21 protein-coding genes are annotated in these 13,261 nt (G+C 40.5%); 7 read left to right on the forward strand and 14 right to left on the reverse strand.

The features are described 5' to 3' along the window. Positions 1-14: 14 nt before the first annotated feature. The 6 genes from KO501_RS10975 to KO501_RS11000 form a co-directional block, all read right to left on the reverse strand. Entirely contained in the window at positions 15-704 is a 690-nt protein-coding gene (locus tag KO501_RS10975; RefSeq protein ID WP_216029712.1) for an aspartate/glutamate racemase family protein, read from the reverse strand. Between the two features lie 56 nt (positions 705-760). Then, entirely contained in the window at positions 761-1,216 is a 456-nt protein-coding gene (locus tag KO501_RS10980) for a hypothetical protein (protein WP_216029713.1), read from the reverse strand. Between the two features lie 114 nt (positions 1,217-1,330). Next, complete coding sequence (locus tag KO501_RS10985) at positions 1,331-2,185, reverse strand: alpha/beta fold hydrolase (RefSeq protein WP_216029714.1); 855 nt, start codon at positions 2,183-2,185, stop codon at positions 1,331-1,333. A 331-nt stretch (positions 2,186-2,516) separates the two neighbouring features. Further along, complete coding sequence (locus KO501_RS10990; RefSeq protein ID WP_216029715.1) at positions 2,517-2,927, reverse strand: hypothetical protein; 411 nt, start codon at positions 2,925-2,927, stop codon at positions 2,517-2,519. A gap of 155 nt (positions 2,928-3,082) precedes the next feature. After that, positions 3,083-3,385, reverse strand: a complete 303-nt coding sequence (locus KO501_RS10995; RefSeq protein WP_252728334.1) for a hypothetical protein — start codon at positions 3,383-3,385, stop codon at positions 3,083-3,085. A gap of 365 nt (positions 3,386-3,750) precedes the next feature. After that, positions 3,751-4,656 carry an AraC family transcriptional regulator gene (locus KO501_RS11000; RefSeq protein WP_216029716.1) on the reverse strand — a complete coding sequence of 302 codons (906 nt, stop codon included), beginning with the start codon at positions 4,654-4,656 and terminating at the stop codon, positions 3,751-3,753. A 175-nt stretch (positions 4,657-4,831) separates the two neighbouring features. On the opposite strand from KO501_RS11000, the gene KO501_RS11005 reads away from it, so the two are divergent. After that, on the forward strand, positions 4,832-5,671 hold the full coding sequence (locus KO501_RS11005; protein WP_216029717.1) for an SDR family NAD(P)-dependent oxidoreductase: 840 nt from the start codon (positions 4,832-4,834) through the stop codon (positions 5,669-5,671). Positions 5,672-5,775: 104 nt separating this feature from the next. On the opposite strand, the gene KO501_RS11010 is transcribed toward KO501_RS11005, so the two are convergent. From KO501_RS11010 to KO501_RS11020, 3 genes are all read right to left on the reverse strand, one after another. Continuing rightward, a complete protein-coding gene (locus tag KO501_RS11010) occupies positions 5,776-6,225 on the reverse strand; it encodes a hypothetical protein (protein WP_216029718.1) in 450 nt (149 codons plus the stop codon). Then, complete coding sequence (locus KO501_RS11015) at positions 6,222-6,671, reverse strand: hypothetical protein (RefSeq protein WP_216029719.1); 450 nt, start codon at positions 6,669-6,671, stop codon at positions 6,222-6,224. Before KO501_RS11015 ends, KO501_RS11010 begins: the two co-directional genes overlap by 4 nt. 137 nt (positions 6,672-6,808) lie before the next feature. Next, a complete protein-coding gene (locus KO501_RS11020) occupies positions 6,809-7,465 on the reverse strand; it encodes an SMI1/KNR4 family protein (RefSeq protein ID WP_216029720.1) in 657 nt (218 codons plus the stop codon). Between the two features lie 1,072 nt (positions 7,466-8,537). On the opposite strand from KO501_RS11020, the gene KO501_RS11025 reads away from it, so the two are divergent. Continuing rightward, the gene (locus KO501_RS11025; RefSeq protein ID WP_216029721.1) at positions 8,538-8,810 is read left to right on the forward strand and encodes a DUF1778 domain-containing protein; all 273 of its coding nucleotides are present in this window, start codon (positions 8,538-8,540) and stop codon (positions 8,808-8,810) included. Further along, the gene (locus KO501_RS11030) at positions 8,807-9,304 is read left to right on the forward strand and encodes a GNAT family N-acetyltransferase (protein ID WP_216029722.1); all 498 of its coding nucleotides are present in this window, start codon (positions 8,807-8,809) and stop codon (positions 9,302-9,304) included. Before KO501_RS11025 ends, KO501_RS11030 begins: the two co-directional genes overlap by 4 nt. 103 nt (positions 9,305-9,407) lie before the next feature. Here KO501_RS11030 and KO501_RS11035 read toward each other — a convergent pair whose 3' ends face one another. Then, entirely contained in the window at positions 9,408-9,725 is a 318-nt protein-coding gene (locus KO501_RS11035; RefSeq protein WP_216029723.1) for a hypothetical protein, read from the reverse strand. Between the two features lie 230 nt (positions 9,726-9,955). Here KO501_RS11035 and KO501_RS11040 point away from each other — a divergent pair, with 230 nt between their 5' ends. Further along, positions 9,956-10,378: a putative toxin-antitoxin system toxin component, PIN family gene (locus KO501_RS11040; RefSeq protein ID WP_216029724.1), complete on the forward strand. Its 423-nt coding sequence runs from the start codon at positions 9,956-9,958 to the stop codon at positions 10,376-10,378. 1 nt (position 10,379) lies between these two features. Continuing rightward, positions 10,380-10,601: a toxin-antitoxin system HicB family antitoxin gene (locus KO501_RS11045; protein ID WP_216029725.1), complete on the forward strand. Its 222-nt coding sequence runs from the start codon at positions 10,380-10,382 to the stop codon at positions 10,599-10,601. A gap of 69 nt (positions 10,602-10,670) precedes the next feature. Here KO501_RS11045 and KO501_RS11050 read toward each other — a convergent pair whose 3' ends face one another. Then, positions 10,671-11,048 carry a DUF3224 domain-containing protein gene (locus tag KO501_RS11050; RefSeq protein ID WP_216029726.1) on the reverse strand — a complete coding sequence of 126 codons (378 nt, stop codon included), beginning with the start codon at positions 11,046-11,048 and terminating at the stop codon, positions 10,671-10,673. Between the two features lie 189 nt (positions 11,049-11,237). On the opposite strand from KO501_RS11050, the gene KO501_RS11055 reads away from it, so the two are divergent. Continuing rightward, a complete protein-coding gene (locus KO501_RS11055; RefSeq protein ID WP_216029727.1) occupies positions 11,238-11,459 on the forward strand; it encodes a ParD-like family protein in 222 nt (73 codons plus the stop codon). Further along, entirely contained in the window at positions 11,452-11,742 is a 291-nt protein-coding gene (locus tag KO501_RS11060) for a type II toxin-antitoxin system RelE/ParE family toxin (protein WP_216029728.1), read from the forward strand. Before KO501_RS11055 ends, KO501_RS11060 begins: the two co-directional genes overlap by 8 nt. 104 nt (positions 11,743-11,846) lie before the next feature. On the opposite strand, the gene KO501_RS11065 is transcribed toward KO501_RS11060, so the two are convergent. From KO501_RS11065 to KO501_RS11075, 3 genes are all read right to left on the reverse strand, one after another. Next, positions 11,847-12,311 carry a hypothetical protein gene (locus KO501_RS11065; RefSeq protein WP_252728336.1) on the reverse strand — a complete coding sequence of 155 codons (465 nt, stop codon included), beginning with the start codon at positions 12,309-12,311 and terminating at the stop codon, positions 11,847-11,849. Between the two features lie 375 nt (positions 12,312-12,686). Then, positions 12,687-12,950 (reverse strand): Txe/YoeB family addiction module toxin, encoded by a 264-nt coding sequence (locus KO501_RS11070; RefSeq protein WP_216029729.1) that lies wholly within the window; start codon positions 12,948-12,950, stop codon positions 12,687-12,689. Further along, the gene (locus KO501_RS11075) at positions 12,943-13,197 is read right to left on the reverse strand and encodes a type II toxin-antitoxin system prevent-host-death family antitoxin (RefSeq protein ID WP_216029730.1); all 255 of its coding nucleotides are present in this window, start codon (positions 13,195-13,197) and stop codon (positions 12,943-12,945) included. Before KO501_RS11075 ends, KO501_RS11070 begins: the two co-directional genes overlap by 8 nt. Positions 13,198-13,261 lie beyond the last annotated feature (64 nt).

Genomic DNA, 13,261 nt, shown 5'->3' on the forward strand with positions numbered 1-13,261 from the left:
AAAGGGTGTTTTTGTTATATTGCAGTTTCAACGGCTTTCTGAGCGTGAATATAGGTGGTGTCTAGAAGGTCGATTTCAGTATCTGTTTGGTCAACTAACATTCCAATTTCAGTACAACCAAGAATGACTGCCTCTGCGCCTTGTTTAGCTAGAGATTCAATAATTCGCAAATATTCGGCTTTAGAGTCTGGAAGTAAATTCCCTAAACAAAGCTCTTTATAAATAACATCGTGAACAATTTTTCTATCGGCAGCGTTAGGCGTCAGCACTGTTAAACCATAGATATCACTTAATCTACCTTTATAGAAATCTTGTTCCATTGTAAACGCAGTTCCTAATAAACCTACCGTTTTAATTCCTTTTTTTACAAGAACATCTGCCGTTGCGTCCGCTATATGCAGCAAGGGAATATCAATAGATTCTTCTATCTGTGGTGCTACTTTATGCATGGTGTTTGTGCATATAAGTAAAAAATCTGCTCCTGCAGATTGCACCTTTATAGCCGCATCTGACAGTATTTTGGCTGTGCCTTCCCAATCACCCTCATGCTGTAGTTTTTCAATTGGATCAAAATCTACACTATACATTGCTATTTTTGCTGAATGTAGACCACCAAGTGATTGTTTAATACCTTCATTAATTGCTCTGTAATATCCAACCGAGCTTTCCCAGCTCATACCACCTAAAAGACCAATTGTTTTCATATCTGAACTCAGTCCTTGCCTTATAATGCCCAACTAGGGGGCAAATAATTGTCTTGTTATACGCGACTGAAAGCCGACTTAGTGATTTTAGCTAAACCATAACCTAAAGCTCCAAGCACAGCACTAAGCCAAATTGCATGAATTGGGATAAAGATAATAGCCAATGCTGAAGTAGATGAGGTGTGTTCAGAAGTGAAAAGCGAATGCTGCATACCCCAGTATCCCCAAAAGTGAAAAAGGGAGATCGCAGCAAGTGAGCAGTAAATTGCAATTTTTCCGCTGCTAGATTTTTTAAGGCTAGAAAAGAGAACTACAGCACAAAGCACGGCATAAGGAACGATTCTAAAAGAAGCTGAACTCAAAAAGCTATGAAGAGTGAAATATTGAGTAGCTCGCTCAAAACCTGGTTGAGGCGCGTACCCGCCAACAACAACAGCCAATAGCCAGTTTACCGTTGTCTCATTTATTAAGAGAAAAGACAGAAATAATAAAGCCCAAAATAACCATCTCATAGCTAATTACCTTTCGTGATTCATGACTTGTTAAGGGACAGCAATATAGTTGGCTAAGCTTTAGCGAGGTACGAGCACAAAACCAACTGTATTTTGTCCCTGTTGAATAGCGTGTTAAAGCGACTCTATTGAAGCTAAGAAGCTTTTATAGGTTGATAAGGCTTCAGGGTTTTCAAGCATGTTTACATGGTTAGCATTTTCAACTATCAACAATTTTTTATTACTAGACTGACTTGAATTAAATAATAGCTCGGATAATTCAACAGGCACTTGCTCATCATTTTCTGCGCCAATAACAAATAAAGGCCCTTTATAATATTCAGAAACAACAATTTTGTTATCAACTGATTTGAATACATCATCGACTTCAAGTGTTAAAAATGGTTTGGTATACCAAGGAATTGATTTGTCGATCCAGTCATCTACGTTAGTGGCCGAACCATGCAGTACAAGGGCATCAACAGGCTCACTTTTCGCAAGTTGTCCGGCAATAAAACTTCCTAATGAAAAGCCATGTACAATAACAGACTTAGCGTGTAGTTCATTTTTAATGAAATGATATTGCTCAATTGAGTCTCTAACGAGAGAGGATACGGTTGCTTTTCCTCCGCTTGCGCCTAAACCTCTTCGATCAAACATTACAATGCTTTTGTCTAACTTAGCAAGGGTTTGAATGGCATCGATTCCACCGTTACTAACTTTCATCCCATTGCCTGGAATAAAAAAAATCACATCTTGAGAACTACTGTGCTGCAAGTGAAGCCCTTGAAGCAAAATAGAGTCATCTTTAGTTAGCAGCTGTATTGGTTTGATTGTATGTTCCGGAAAGCGTGTTGCCCAACTATCTATATTAGAACTGGAATAATTTGTTACTTCCTTATCTTGACCAATAAAAGAGCTTTCCCTGATATGGCCTGAACAACCGAGTAGAGTACTAAGCGCGAAAAGCAAAACCATTTTTTTAAACATTTAATTATTTCCCTATATTATTTTTATGCCAACCATGTTTTTGTATGCACATTGCTATGAGTAGACTAATTAAAAATTAAGTTGGAGCCATAGCAATGGCTGACCTTTACGATTCAACCGCATTTAAAAAGACAACAAATTTAAGCCTCAATAGTAATTTGTTAGAAAGTGCCAGAAGCTTAAACGTTAACTGTCTTCGCAAAATCCAATTTAAAAGATATCGCGTGGTTTATGCAACTTCCTTTAAGGTACATAACGCTTTTGTATGGGGCCGACATAGAAACGCGAAGCGTTGGAATGGCGGTTCCACATGACAAACTTGTTATGGATTTTAGTTTGCAAAGTACACCTCATCCAATACCCCTGACTCATTGAAGTGAAATTGGAGTTCTTGGTTTGCACATTGCAAGATCCCGTTTGGTAGAACTGTATACTGCATCTTGGTTAGGGTAAGTAAAGACTCTAACTCTTGTTTTGTGGCTTGAGTAATATCTCGCCCCCAAATCATCAACGAATGAACTGTTTTAATGCGAAACATACAAACATGAGATTTCTCTGTTGGTCCGCCTTCAACTTCGCCACGAAATCCAACAAGTAAGCCTTTAAAGTAGAGAAAATTCTCTAAATTTCCTCCCATCCAATCTTCGTAATAAAGATCTGAATCCCATGCAGACTTAACCTCATTAGGCGTCGCGCCAAACTGTATTGGGCCAAAACCCTCTGCTAGTGATATTTCGTACATACTTTCAATCTTGGTAATGCCAAACGCCCGCATAAGCGGAAAAAATAATTAGGTTACAATACCTCGCGAAGCGAAGGAAGCCTACGTATTTTGGTCCTTAGCGAGCGCAGCAAGTGTTAATGTGTTTGTTATGGTTTTTATACCACAATGTTTAGTCACCAATCAGCTGCATACTGTATATTTGCTTTAAAAGCCTCGACTTCTAAAGGTGCTTTGTCATAACCAAATTCAGCTATGTCAGAGAAGTGCTGAGTTATCACTTGGTCAAGACTAGATCGTTCGATTTGAAGTACATGAGCCAATTTTGGCCTATTTAGTTCATATCCATTACGAACATAAATAGAATACCCGAAAGCCTGAGCGTTATTGGTGATACCTTCACCAATAAAGCCTAGTGCTTCACCTAGTGTTTTTAAAGCAATATTTTCGTATGGAAACGGAACTTCTTCAACATGCACAATCCTGACTTTCTCTGGTTTTTGAATTCCTATATCAGCTGCTAAAGCTAATTCTCGTGAATTTAACGGAACTCCTGATTCCGCGCCTTTTCTTTCAGTTTCATAAGCTCCTCATTATGGGCGGTTTCATCTCCCTTTTTTTCTTGGTTACCCTGTAAATCTTCGAGGGCTACTTCGAATACAGCGGCGAGTGAATTGGGGCTTTTATGGGATATGAATAGGACATTTTACCGACACAATGGAGCATGGGTGTTTGTGTCCCAACGAGCGCAGAGGAAAACGTGTCCGACAGTAGCGCGTTGTAAGTATTCGGGTGTCACATTACATAAGTAATTGTCACATTTTTCTAAAGGAAACAGATAGTTTTATAGCTGATTGATACCCATGTGAAAGCTCTTTTTCAAACGCTTGGCATCCTGTTTTGGAGAATAGCCAAACAGCTTAGAATATTCTCGACTAAATTGTGCAGGTTCATGATAACCCACTTCGAACCCAGCCTCTGCTGCATCGTAGCCTTCAACAACCATAAGGCGTCTTGCTGCCATCAAACGCAAATGACTTCTAAAGCGGATAGGACTTGTGCCGGTAACCGTTTTAAATTGCTTATGAAAATTAGAGAGCCCCATTAATGCCATGTCGGCAAGATCTCTAGTGTATATTGATTCAGTGAAATGAAACTCGATCCATTCAATCGCTTTTCTGATACGGCGTAACCGACTGCTTGATGTGACCATTTGAGCAAGAACAGAATGAGTCTCTGGCTGCTGAAGAAGTCGCCAAATCAATTCTTTTTCAACCAATGGAGATAAAACAGAAATACTCTTTGGATCATTCATTGTTTCCGCTAGCCTCACCACTGTATCGACTAGCTGGTCATCCATTTCCCCGAGTTTTAATCCCGAAGAAATAACATCATTTATTTTTGTTTCGACAGGTAACATCATCAATTCGGCTATGATTTCGGGATCTAAATCCAATCTAAGACAAATATAAGGATGTCTTTTTGTCGCTTTTGTGACAGCGCCAAAAACTGGAAGTCGGACAGAGCCCAGCAGGTAATGGGCAGAATCATAACGATAAGTCTGATCATCAAGCCTTGCTTCTTTGACGCCTTGAGCGACTACGCATATTGCAGGTTCGTACAGAACTAATTCGGGTGCTGTAGGTGCGGAACAGCGCATGATAGACATTCGAGGAACCGGCGTCTGAAATACGCCATCACTGCGTGTAAACTGCACTAGCAAGTCTGTTAAGTCATTAATCGAACGCATTTAAATAACTACCTTCTCTATTTTCGCCCAACAAACAATATTATTAATAAATGGAGGATTGTATAAGGATAAAAGAAAACCAAGATATCGTACTATCGCATTTTTTTGGCAGTATTTCATTTACATCATCCCATAGCCATGGGCTAACCGTTACTGAAATATTGGAGCTAATCGTATGAAAAAAACTTGGTTTATCACAGGTGGATCTCGTGGAATAGGTGTTGAAATAGTAAAAGCAGCCCTTGCGCAAGGAGATAATGTAGTCGCAACTGCACGCAATGTAACAAAGCTTAGAGAACAACTTAATGCGCACACAAATCATTTGGAGTGTATTGAACTAGATGTGCAAAATAGTGATGCTGCACAAAAGGCTGTCGCAAGGTCTGTTGAGCGGTTTGGAAGAATTGATATTCTAGTGAACAACGCTGGTTTCGGGCAGTTAGGTCACTTTGAGACTGTTGAGGCTTCGTTGATCGAGACACAATTTTGCATCAACGTTTTTGGTTTGATGCATGTAACTCGAGCAGTATTACCACAAATGCGCAAACAACGACGTGGATATATACTTAACCTTTCATCCATTGGTGGCGCTACTGGGTTTGATGGAGCATCCATCTATTGCGCATCTAAATTTGCTGTTGAGGGCTTTTCCGAAAGCCTTGCGCAGGAAGTTGCTCGCTTTGGCATTAATGTCACTATCGTTGAACCCGGTTTTTTCCGCACTGACTTTCTGGATGAGTCTTCAGTGCGTTACGGTCAGATTATAGATCAAGATTATACGGATGCTGTCAGTAACCAAAAATCACAGTACGATGCGTATAGCCATATGCAGCCAGGAAACCCCTATAAATTGGCTCAACTAATTGTTAATACTGCAGGCCTTAGTCAACGCCCGGCCCGTCTTATTGCTGGTTCGGATGCTCTTTCAATGTCTCGCGATGCTCTTAATAGTCGCATGGCAGAACTAGAACAGTGGGCGGCTTCCTCAATATCAACGGATTTTCAAGAGGAGTGATAAGTATGCTCTCTTTGCTACTTCAGAGAATGAAACTTAACACCCCAATAACCGGCTAAAAATTGTGGGCTAAACTTGAGCGAAGCGAAAAAGCCCGCACCTTTTTAGCCCTTGTTAATCGGATTGTTATGTTCACGTTTAAACTCCTCTAGAATACTCATTGAGGGGGTGGGTTTTGTTACCCAAACATCATTTTCCATAACTTGCCAAGTTTCATTAAAACCACCTTGAGAATCAAAGTAATCTATAACTTCAGAGTAGAAATTATCAATTAGTTCCAGCTCTCTTTTACTCGTTGGTGGTAAGCGCACAGTTTCAACAATCAATACTTTGTTGGTAACTTGGCTGCGCAGAAAATCTTTGGCTTTTTCAGTTTCGCCGTCCTCCAAGAGCTTTAAAGCCCAAAGCATGAAACGACCGTTATCAACGTGCTCTTTAGTGTATGTATTAGCTAAAGATATATAATTTAGATAAAAAGCTGAAGCAAAACCACCAAAGAAAACTATTAGAGTAAATACTCCGCCTATAACCCATGAGGTAATATTAGATTTCATCGATACTCTCCTTGTGAACATAACTTTACTGTGCCCAATAAATAAAACGTGCCATAAATACAGCATACAATCGAGCTTACTAACCAAAAGGTTATTGAATTTTGATGTACCACAGGGTCTGAAGTTAGAAATGGACCAACCAAGCCTGCGATGCCACGCAATAAATAGATGGCAGTGATTAAAGTTAAACAGGTTTTTAGTAGTGGTAATTTAAGGATGATGCCTGCACCAGAAAAAGCATATAAGCCCCAACCGCTAAGAATTAAAGCAATAACCAAAGTCACAATTGTGGGATACGGATCGCCCTGAGCCGCGAGTTGAGCCATTCTTTGACCAGCCCCAAAAAAGAGATACCAGTCAGAACCGCCGAAAATACAACTAATATGAAGTAATGCTGCCAAGATGCTTAAACTGCCGGCAATAATTAATTGATTGTTCTTGCGCATTAAAATTCCTTTTTTAATATCCTAGAAGCACATAACACTCCGCTCAAGGGCAATAACACATGGGCTAAAATTAGGAACGAAGTGACGCCGCCCACGTTAGCGTCCCAGCGAGTTTACGAGCGAACTTGAGCAACTTGTTAAGCACCATTTGCTTCGAGCCATTCACAAAATATATCTCCAGAATTCTCATCGCCAAACTCCGCAGGATTTTTAACTATTTCTAACGCTGTTTTTGGAATAGAAGTGTTGAACTCATGAGTCACCCAATCTTGAAACTTTAAATTAGGTTTTACAGTAAATTCATTTTCCTTAAAGCTTTCGAAAGGCGTTTTATCAAAATCTTCGTTCCAGCAAACCTCATCATAACCTATGGCTATTAACCTCAAAAAATCTACAGCGTTCTCAGCTAGTACACAGGCTAGGGTTGAACCTGAACCAGAACCGATATGAACAATTTTTTGTTCATTATTATCATCAAGCCAAAAAGCAGCTACGGAGCCATCACCACCTGTACGAGCAAATATTCGTAGCCTATCTTTGATGCCTTTATGAACAAAGTAGAAATCATCAATTTGTTCCTCAGCATAAAACTCTATTAACGTACCACCAGGTCTTTGAGCGTCAGTCCATTCATGTCTCATTTGATTATTGGGATAAAGATAACCGACACGACCGATTTCTGTATCTTCTGCGAACCCATTGCTTTCGATCCAATCAAACAACATAGCGAGTGGTTCGGGTATACTCATTGGGTTAGGTAAAGTTTGTAATATTGATTTATGGAGTGGATTCAAATGCCAATCTTCCTTGGTGCATAACACCCTGCTTAGGGGCGGAAACACATGGGCTAAAATTAGGAACGAAGTGACGGGAGCCCACGAGTTATTGTCCCGCTTACTTAGTTTGTTATGCCTAGTGCTAAAGTTGATACGACACATTAATGCATAGAATGCCAAGAGTTAACAATGTTGCTGGTGCTAAAATTATATAGAACCAGTGTTTTATTAACACCTTATTACCCACGATTGATAGCTGTAATTTGTCATTTACATCAAAGAGCAGTGTAAGAATGCTGGTATCGCAAACATAACTCGTTGGTCCAGAAGCAGGATGCTCGAAGCTGAGCTTCAACACCTTCGCTCTACTTGAACGTGTTTCGGTACTCGCGTTACGGAAGATTTTGTCTACAACAACCGCACTTACTGTTTTTGCCCGATATATAAATTGAATCCTATATAACAGTAAAATAGCTGAACCAACTAATAAGGATATTCCGATAGTTAAGCAATAAATCTTCATAATCTAATCATGGGCATAACACCCCAAGCAGGGGGGTATGAGCGTTTTGCCGCGAGCAAAATTCCCGCTGACTTGGTTTGTTATGTGTCATTATTCTATCAAAACCATAGCCTGGCAAATTAAGAGTATAGCCATTTGAAAAAGCGAGAACTAATGAAATTGAATGCCATAAAAATACACCCGAAACGTAGTGCCTGAAGAAGAAGCAAGCCTGTATCCTCGGATGGATTTGATAAGTCTAGAAATTCCATTGTCACATAAGTCAATCCAGTCGCGCAGGCTGCTGCCACAGCTCTCGCCAGAGTGCTTTCATTTTTATTTTCATCCTTGGTCATTCATTTCCCGTTGTCACATAACGTCGCGTTGAGGAGTGAGCAAAGCTACCACAAAGCTTAACCATACCACCGTAAACACAAAAACCAACGATAGAATGAAAAATGCCAAGCATTGGGAATCTGTCTTAAACGCTTTGTTGTTTTGCGTGCCAAAGTGACACAGAGATTGCTTATTGCACACTTTAAGACAATAATACACATGTGACATTTTGACACAACAGGAGATAACATTATGGCTACTTCTTTGCCTCGCATCACCGCTAGAGTTGATGTCGATACACAAGACTTACTGACTAAGGCTGCCGCGATCGCCGGCATGTCTAGCATCAACTCGTTTGTTCTAAGCGCTGCAATCGAAAAAGCTAAACAAGTCATCGAACGTGAACAGACTTTAAAACTGAGCCAAGCTGATGCTATGTTGCTAATGGACGCTTTAGACCATCCTGCAACACAGAACTCAAAGCTAAAAGCTGCTTCTGAACGATACGAGAGCAAAACTCAGTGATGAATACGGTGCTTCTAGATAAAGCTAAGCACGATAGAAACCGATTCAACTGTGGCATCGAAGCTCTCAATAATTACTTAAAACTAATGGCGAGTCAGCAAGCAAAGAAAGACAACAACAGAACGTTTGTCTTGGAAGATGATAACGACAACTTACATATCATCGGCTTTTACACGCTAACAATGACGCCAATTGACTTAAAGGCATTGCCCGACAAGTTACAAAAAAAGCACCAATCATCCACCTCGGGTGGTCTAATTGCCCGCCTTGCTGTCGATGACCGATATAAGGGGAAAGGATTTGGTGAATGGCTGCTTATCGACGCACTAAGAAAGCTGTTAGCCGCTAGTGATAGCGTTGCATTTCCAGTTGTTATTGTTGATGCCAAAGACGGCGCAAAACATTTCTATGAACACTATGGTTTTCAAGTATTTCAAGACACTGAAAACAAACTCTTCATCACCATTGCAGATGTGAGAGCAAGCTTAGGCTAGTTAACCGCTAGCCTTTAGCAAACTAATGCGAAGGTAACCGGCGCCGGAGCGCAGCGGAGGGAACTACAAGCAGAAAGCGTTTGGTATCCGGTTGACTGTCTGGTTATGTGGCATTCCGCCCCCTAGGGTTGTGATGAGATAGCACGGCACCACACCATTTATTGACGGTTTTACGGTCCTTAAGACCAGGATCATACTCAAGATCATGTGATGGCGATGTGAGCATCTCTTCCCGTATATCTTTGTACTCTTGTTCAGTGATTTCGAGAGGCTTCCAGTAGCAACCACCGCCCATACCTTGGTCAGCTCCACCAGAGAGCAGCTCCTCATTCAAAATATGGAAAGGAGGGAACTGTTTTGTGCACGAGACAAGCGTGGCCAGACGTGGTGAATAACGCAGGAGAAAATCGTCAAAATTCACGATTTCCCAGCTCCCGTCTGAGCTACCCATACCTGGTAGGATTTTAACCTTAATTTGCCTCATGGTCTCATCTATACATAACTTTTAAATAAGGGGCGCAGGCATGTGGGGCATAATGGCGAAGCCGCCCCGCATTAATGCGTCCCAGCGAACGAAGTGAGTGACTTAATTTTTTGTTAGCTGCCATTGTTAAATTGAAAAGTGATAGCATATACGCTAGCATATGACTTATGCATAAAGTAGTTATTGACACAAGTGTACTTATTAGCGCCCTGATTGGCAAAACAGGGCCAGCCAGAGAAGTGATACGGCAATGCTTGTTGGGTCGGTTAAAGCCGCTGATTAGCACGACCTTATTTTTGGAATACGAGGCAGTAAATAAGCGAGACAAAATCAAAGAGTTGTGCCCGCTAACCGAGGACGAAGTGAATGAGTTATTAGCAGCATTTTTTAGTGTTTGCGAATGGGTGCAGATACATTATTTGTGGCGACCAAATTTAAAAGATGAAGGCGATAATTTTCTCATTGAACTTGCAGTAGCAGGAAATGCTGAGAGCATTATTACGAATAACCTAAAAGATCTACGAAATGCGGAATTACAATTTGACGGTTTGAAAGTGTTAGCGCCAGAAGATTATTTGAGAGGAGTTTAATATGTCTACTCTAACTGTACGTTTACCAGACGATAAGCATAATCGATTGAAGGCTTTGGCTGCGCATAAGAAGTTGAGTTTAAACAAATTAATAGAAGAGTTGTCTACACAAGCGATAGCTGAATTTGATACTGAGGTAAGATTTAAGGCGATTGCTGCTACTGGAGACCAAAAGAAAGGATTAGAACTTCTAGATAAGCTTGATTCACATTTTGGCAGCTAACGCCGCCAACACAGGCGAGCGTTAGCGAGTCCAGTCCGCGCTTTTTACGGACGATTGTGATTGGCCTTGTTAGGCATTTGTTGTTAACTCATAGTTCGCCTGACCTGACTCACCTGACTTAAACGAGCCAGAACCATCAATGTTAGCAAGTTCATCAGTGCCTGCCACAATTATAAAATTGCTACTGGCAACACCATTTTCAAATTTACCATTGTGCTGAATAGTGACGCTACCAGACTTACCATTAACTTTGCCTGTAACCACCTCAAAGCCTACAAATACTGCTGATGCCGCTGACTGATAAGACATTAAATATTGAATTTCACTGGAACCTTCGATTACGCCACTGTAGCTTTGTGTAATTTTTGCGAGACTTTTTTTCGAGCCATCTTCATTTTCAATATAGGGTGTTTCATCCCAGCCAGTTATTTGAAATACATTACTCATTTTAAATATCCGTAGTTAATTTTTGATGCCTAACTTTTTAATAACGGGCGCAGGCACGTGGGGCACAATGGCGAAGCCGCCCCGCGTGTATGCGTCCCAGCGAAGCGACTTAATGTGTTTGTTGCACGCAATTTGCCACATCTGTAGCGCATTGCTACAATGTGATGACGAACCATTAGGAGACATATTATGGCAACCGCGAGCGTAAGACTAGACCAAGATCTAGTTGAGAAAGCTACAATTATGGGCAAAGCACTAAACCGAACTATGCCAAAGCAGATAGAGCATTGGGCTAAGATAGGTGAAATGATGGAAGATAATCCTGATTTGCCTTACGAATTCGTAAAACAGGCAATTATCTCCAAAGCTGAAAAAGAGGCTGGAAAAATGGAGCCTTACGATTTTGGCTAAGATTACCAGTGTTTTACAGACAGCTAATTTTAAGAGAGCAGTAAAGAAGTTACATCAGAATCAGAAAAAAGACTTGGATAAAGCTGTTAAGGAACTAATGGCTGATCCTCTTATAGGTGAGCAGAAAAAAGGCGACCTAGCCTTTCTTCGTGTGTACAAATTCAAGATGGTCAAGCAGTTAACTTTACTTGGTTACAGCTACGAGGATGGCACTGTAATACTTGAATTGATAGCTCTTGGCTCTCATGAAAACTTTTATCGCGATGTTAAAAAGTTATTCTGACCAATTGCGTATAACAACGCCCGCATAAGCGGACAAAAATCGTGGACTAAAATGTTGAGGAACGAAACATAGCCCGCTGTTTTGGTTCCGACTTAATGCGCTTGTTATACGTTTTTATACAAATCATGTAAGTATTCTTTTTCTGGGTCATTTAGCAAAGTATTACCGTGAGTTAACTTCAAGTTATTAGTGCTACCTGATTCAGAAATAGATCGTACGCCATCTAATACACACAAAAAACCAAAGGCAGATTCATTTACAGCGTCAGATATAATACTTTTTACCATATCCTTATCAGAGTCACTTAATGAATTAAACCAAGCTGATTGTTTAACCAAGTTTTCATCAGCTTTTCTACCTGGAGGTGATTTCAAATTATCTATTGTATCTTCAATAGCAGATGTCGATACAACATCTTCGATTAAGGTAATAAATTCAGAGTTATTCACCAAGCCTCCTGCCTGTTTGTGTCCCAGCCCGCCTGCGGGCGACATAATTTTTTTGTTATACGCAATTGCCAAAATTAACCGCCATGTTGCAATACTAAGTAAAACCCAAAAACCAAACATACCGAAACAAAACAAGGAATACCAAATAACAGCAATTTTTGTTTTGGCACTAGGGGCTTTGAACTAGTTGAAAGCGTAACACAAGGGAGCAATAGTGATATGAAAATAGGAATGATGAAAACGCTTATTGGGTAACCAACATATTTTGCAATGAAGTCGCCCGCATTACCTACATACCAAATTTGGAGTACTAAGTTGAATAAGCAAATTAATACAACAAGCCCAATAAATTCCTTTTTACTCACAGGTTTTCTTTTGCGTATAACTTTTCAATAATGGGCGCAGGCACGTGGGGCATAATGGCGAAGCCGCCCTGCATGTATGCGTCCCAACGAACGAAGTGAGTGACTTGATTTGTTTGTTAGCTGCCGCCTACTAGTAATGGTAACGACACGAGATAACCGTAATTGCGGTATCGTCCACGGCATATACCAAACGGTTGGTGTCATCTATTCTGCGGGACCAGAAACCTGAAAGATTTTCTTTAAGAGGTTCCGGTTTTCCAATTCCATCAAATGGAGAACGCATAACATCCGAAATTAACTTATTGATACGTTTCAAGGTTTTTTTGTCTTGAGTCTGCCAATAAACGTAACTATTCCAAGCTTCATCAGTCCATGATAACAACCTGTTACTCATCAATAAGTTCTCGCTTGATCGTTTTTGCCGATTTAAACTGTGCTATTGAACGATTTAAGTGTTCAGCGTTCGCTGGAGAACGAAGTAGATGAACGGTTTCCATAAGGCTGTTGTAGTAATCTAATGACATTACAACAGCATCCTCAGAGTCACGACGAGTGATTACTGTTGTATCTGCATCGTTGATTACATTGTCCAAAACGGCTTTTAGACCATTTCGTGCTTCGGTAAAAGAGACAATTCTCATTTTGCACCCCTCTTGTACATTATATGGGACAAGTTTAGATCGGAAATGAGCACATGTACAGGAT

The organism is Alteromonas sp. C1M14, from assembly GCF_018860965.1.
Taxonomy (GTDB): domain Bacteria; phylum Pseudomonadota; class Gammaproteobacteria; order Enterobacterales; family Alteromonadaceae; genus Alteromonas.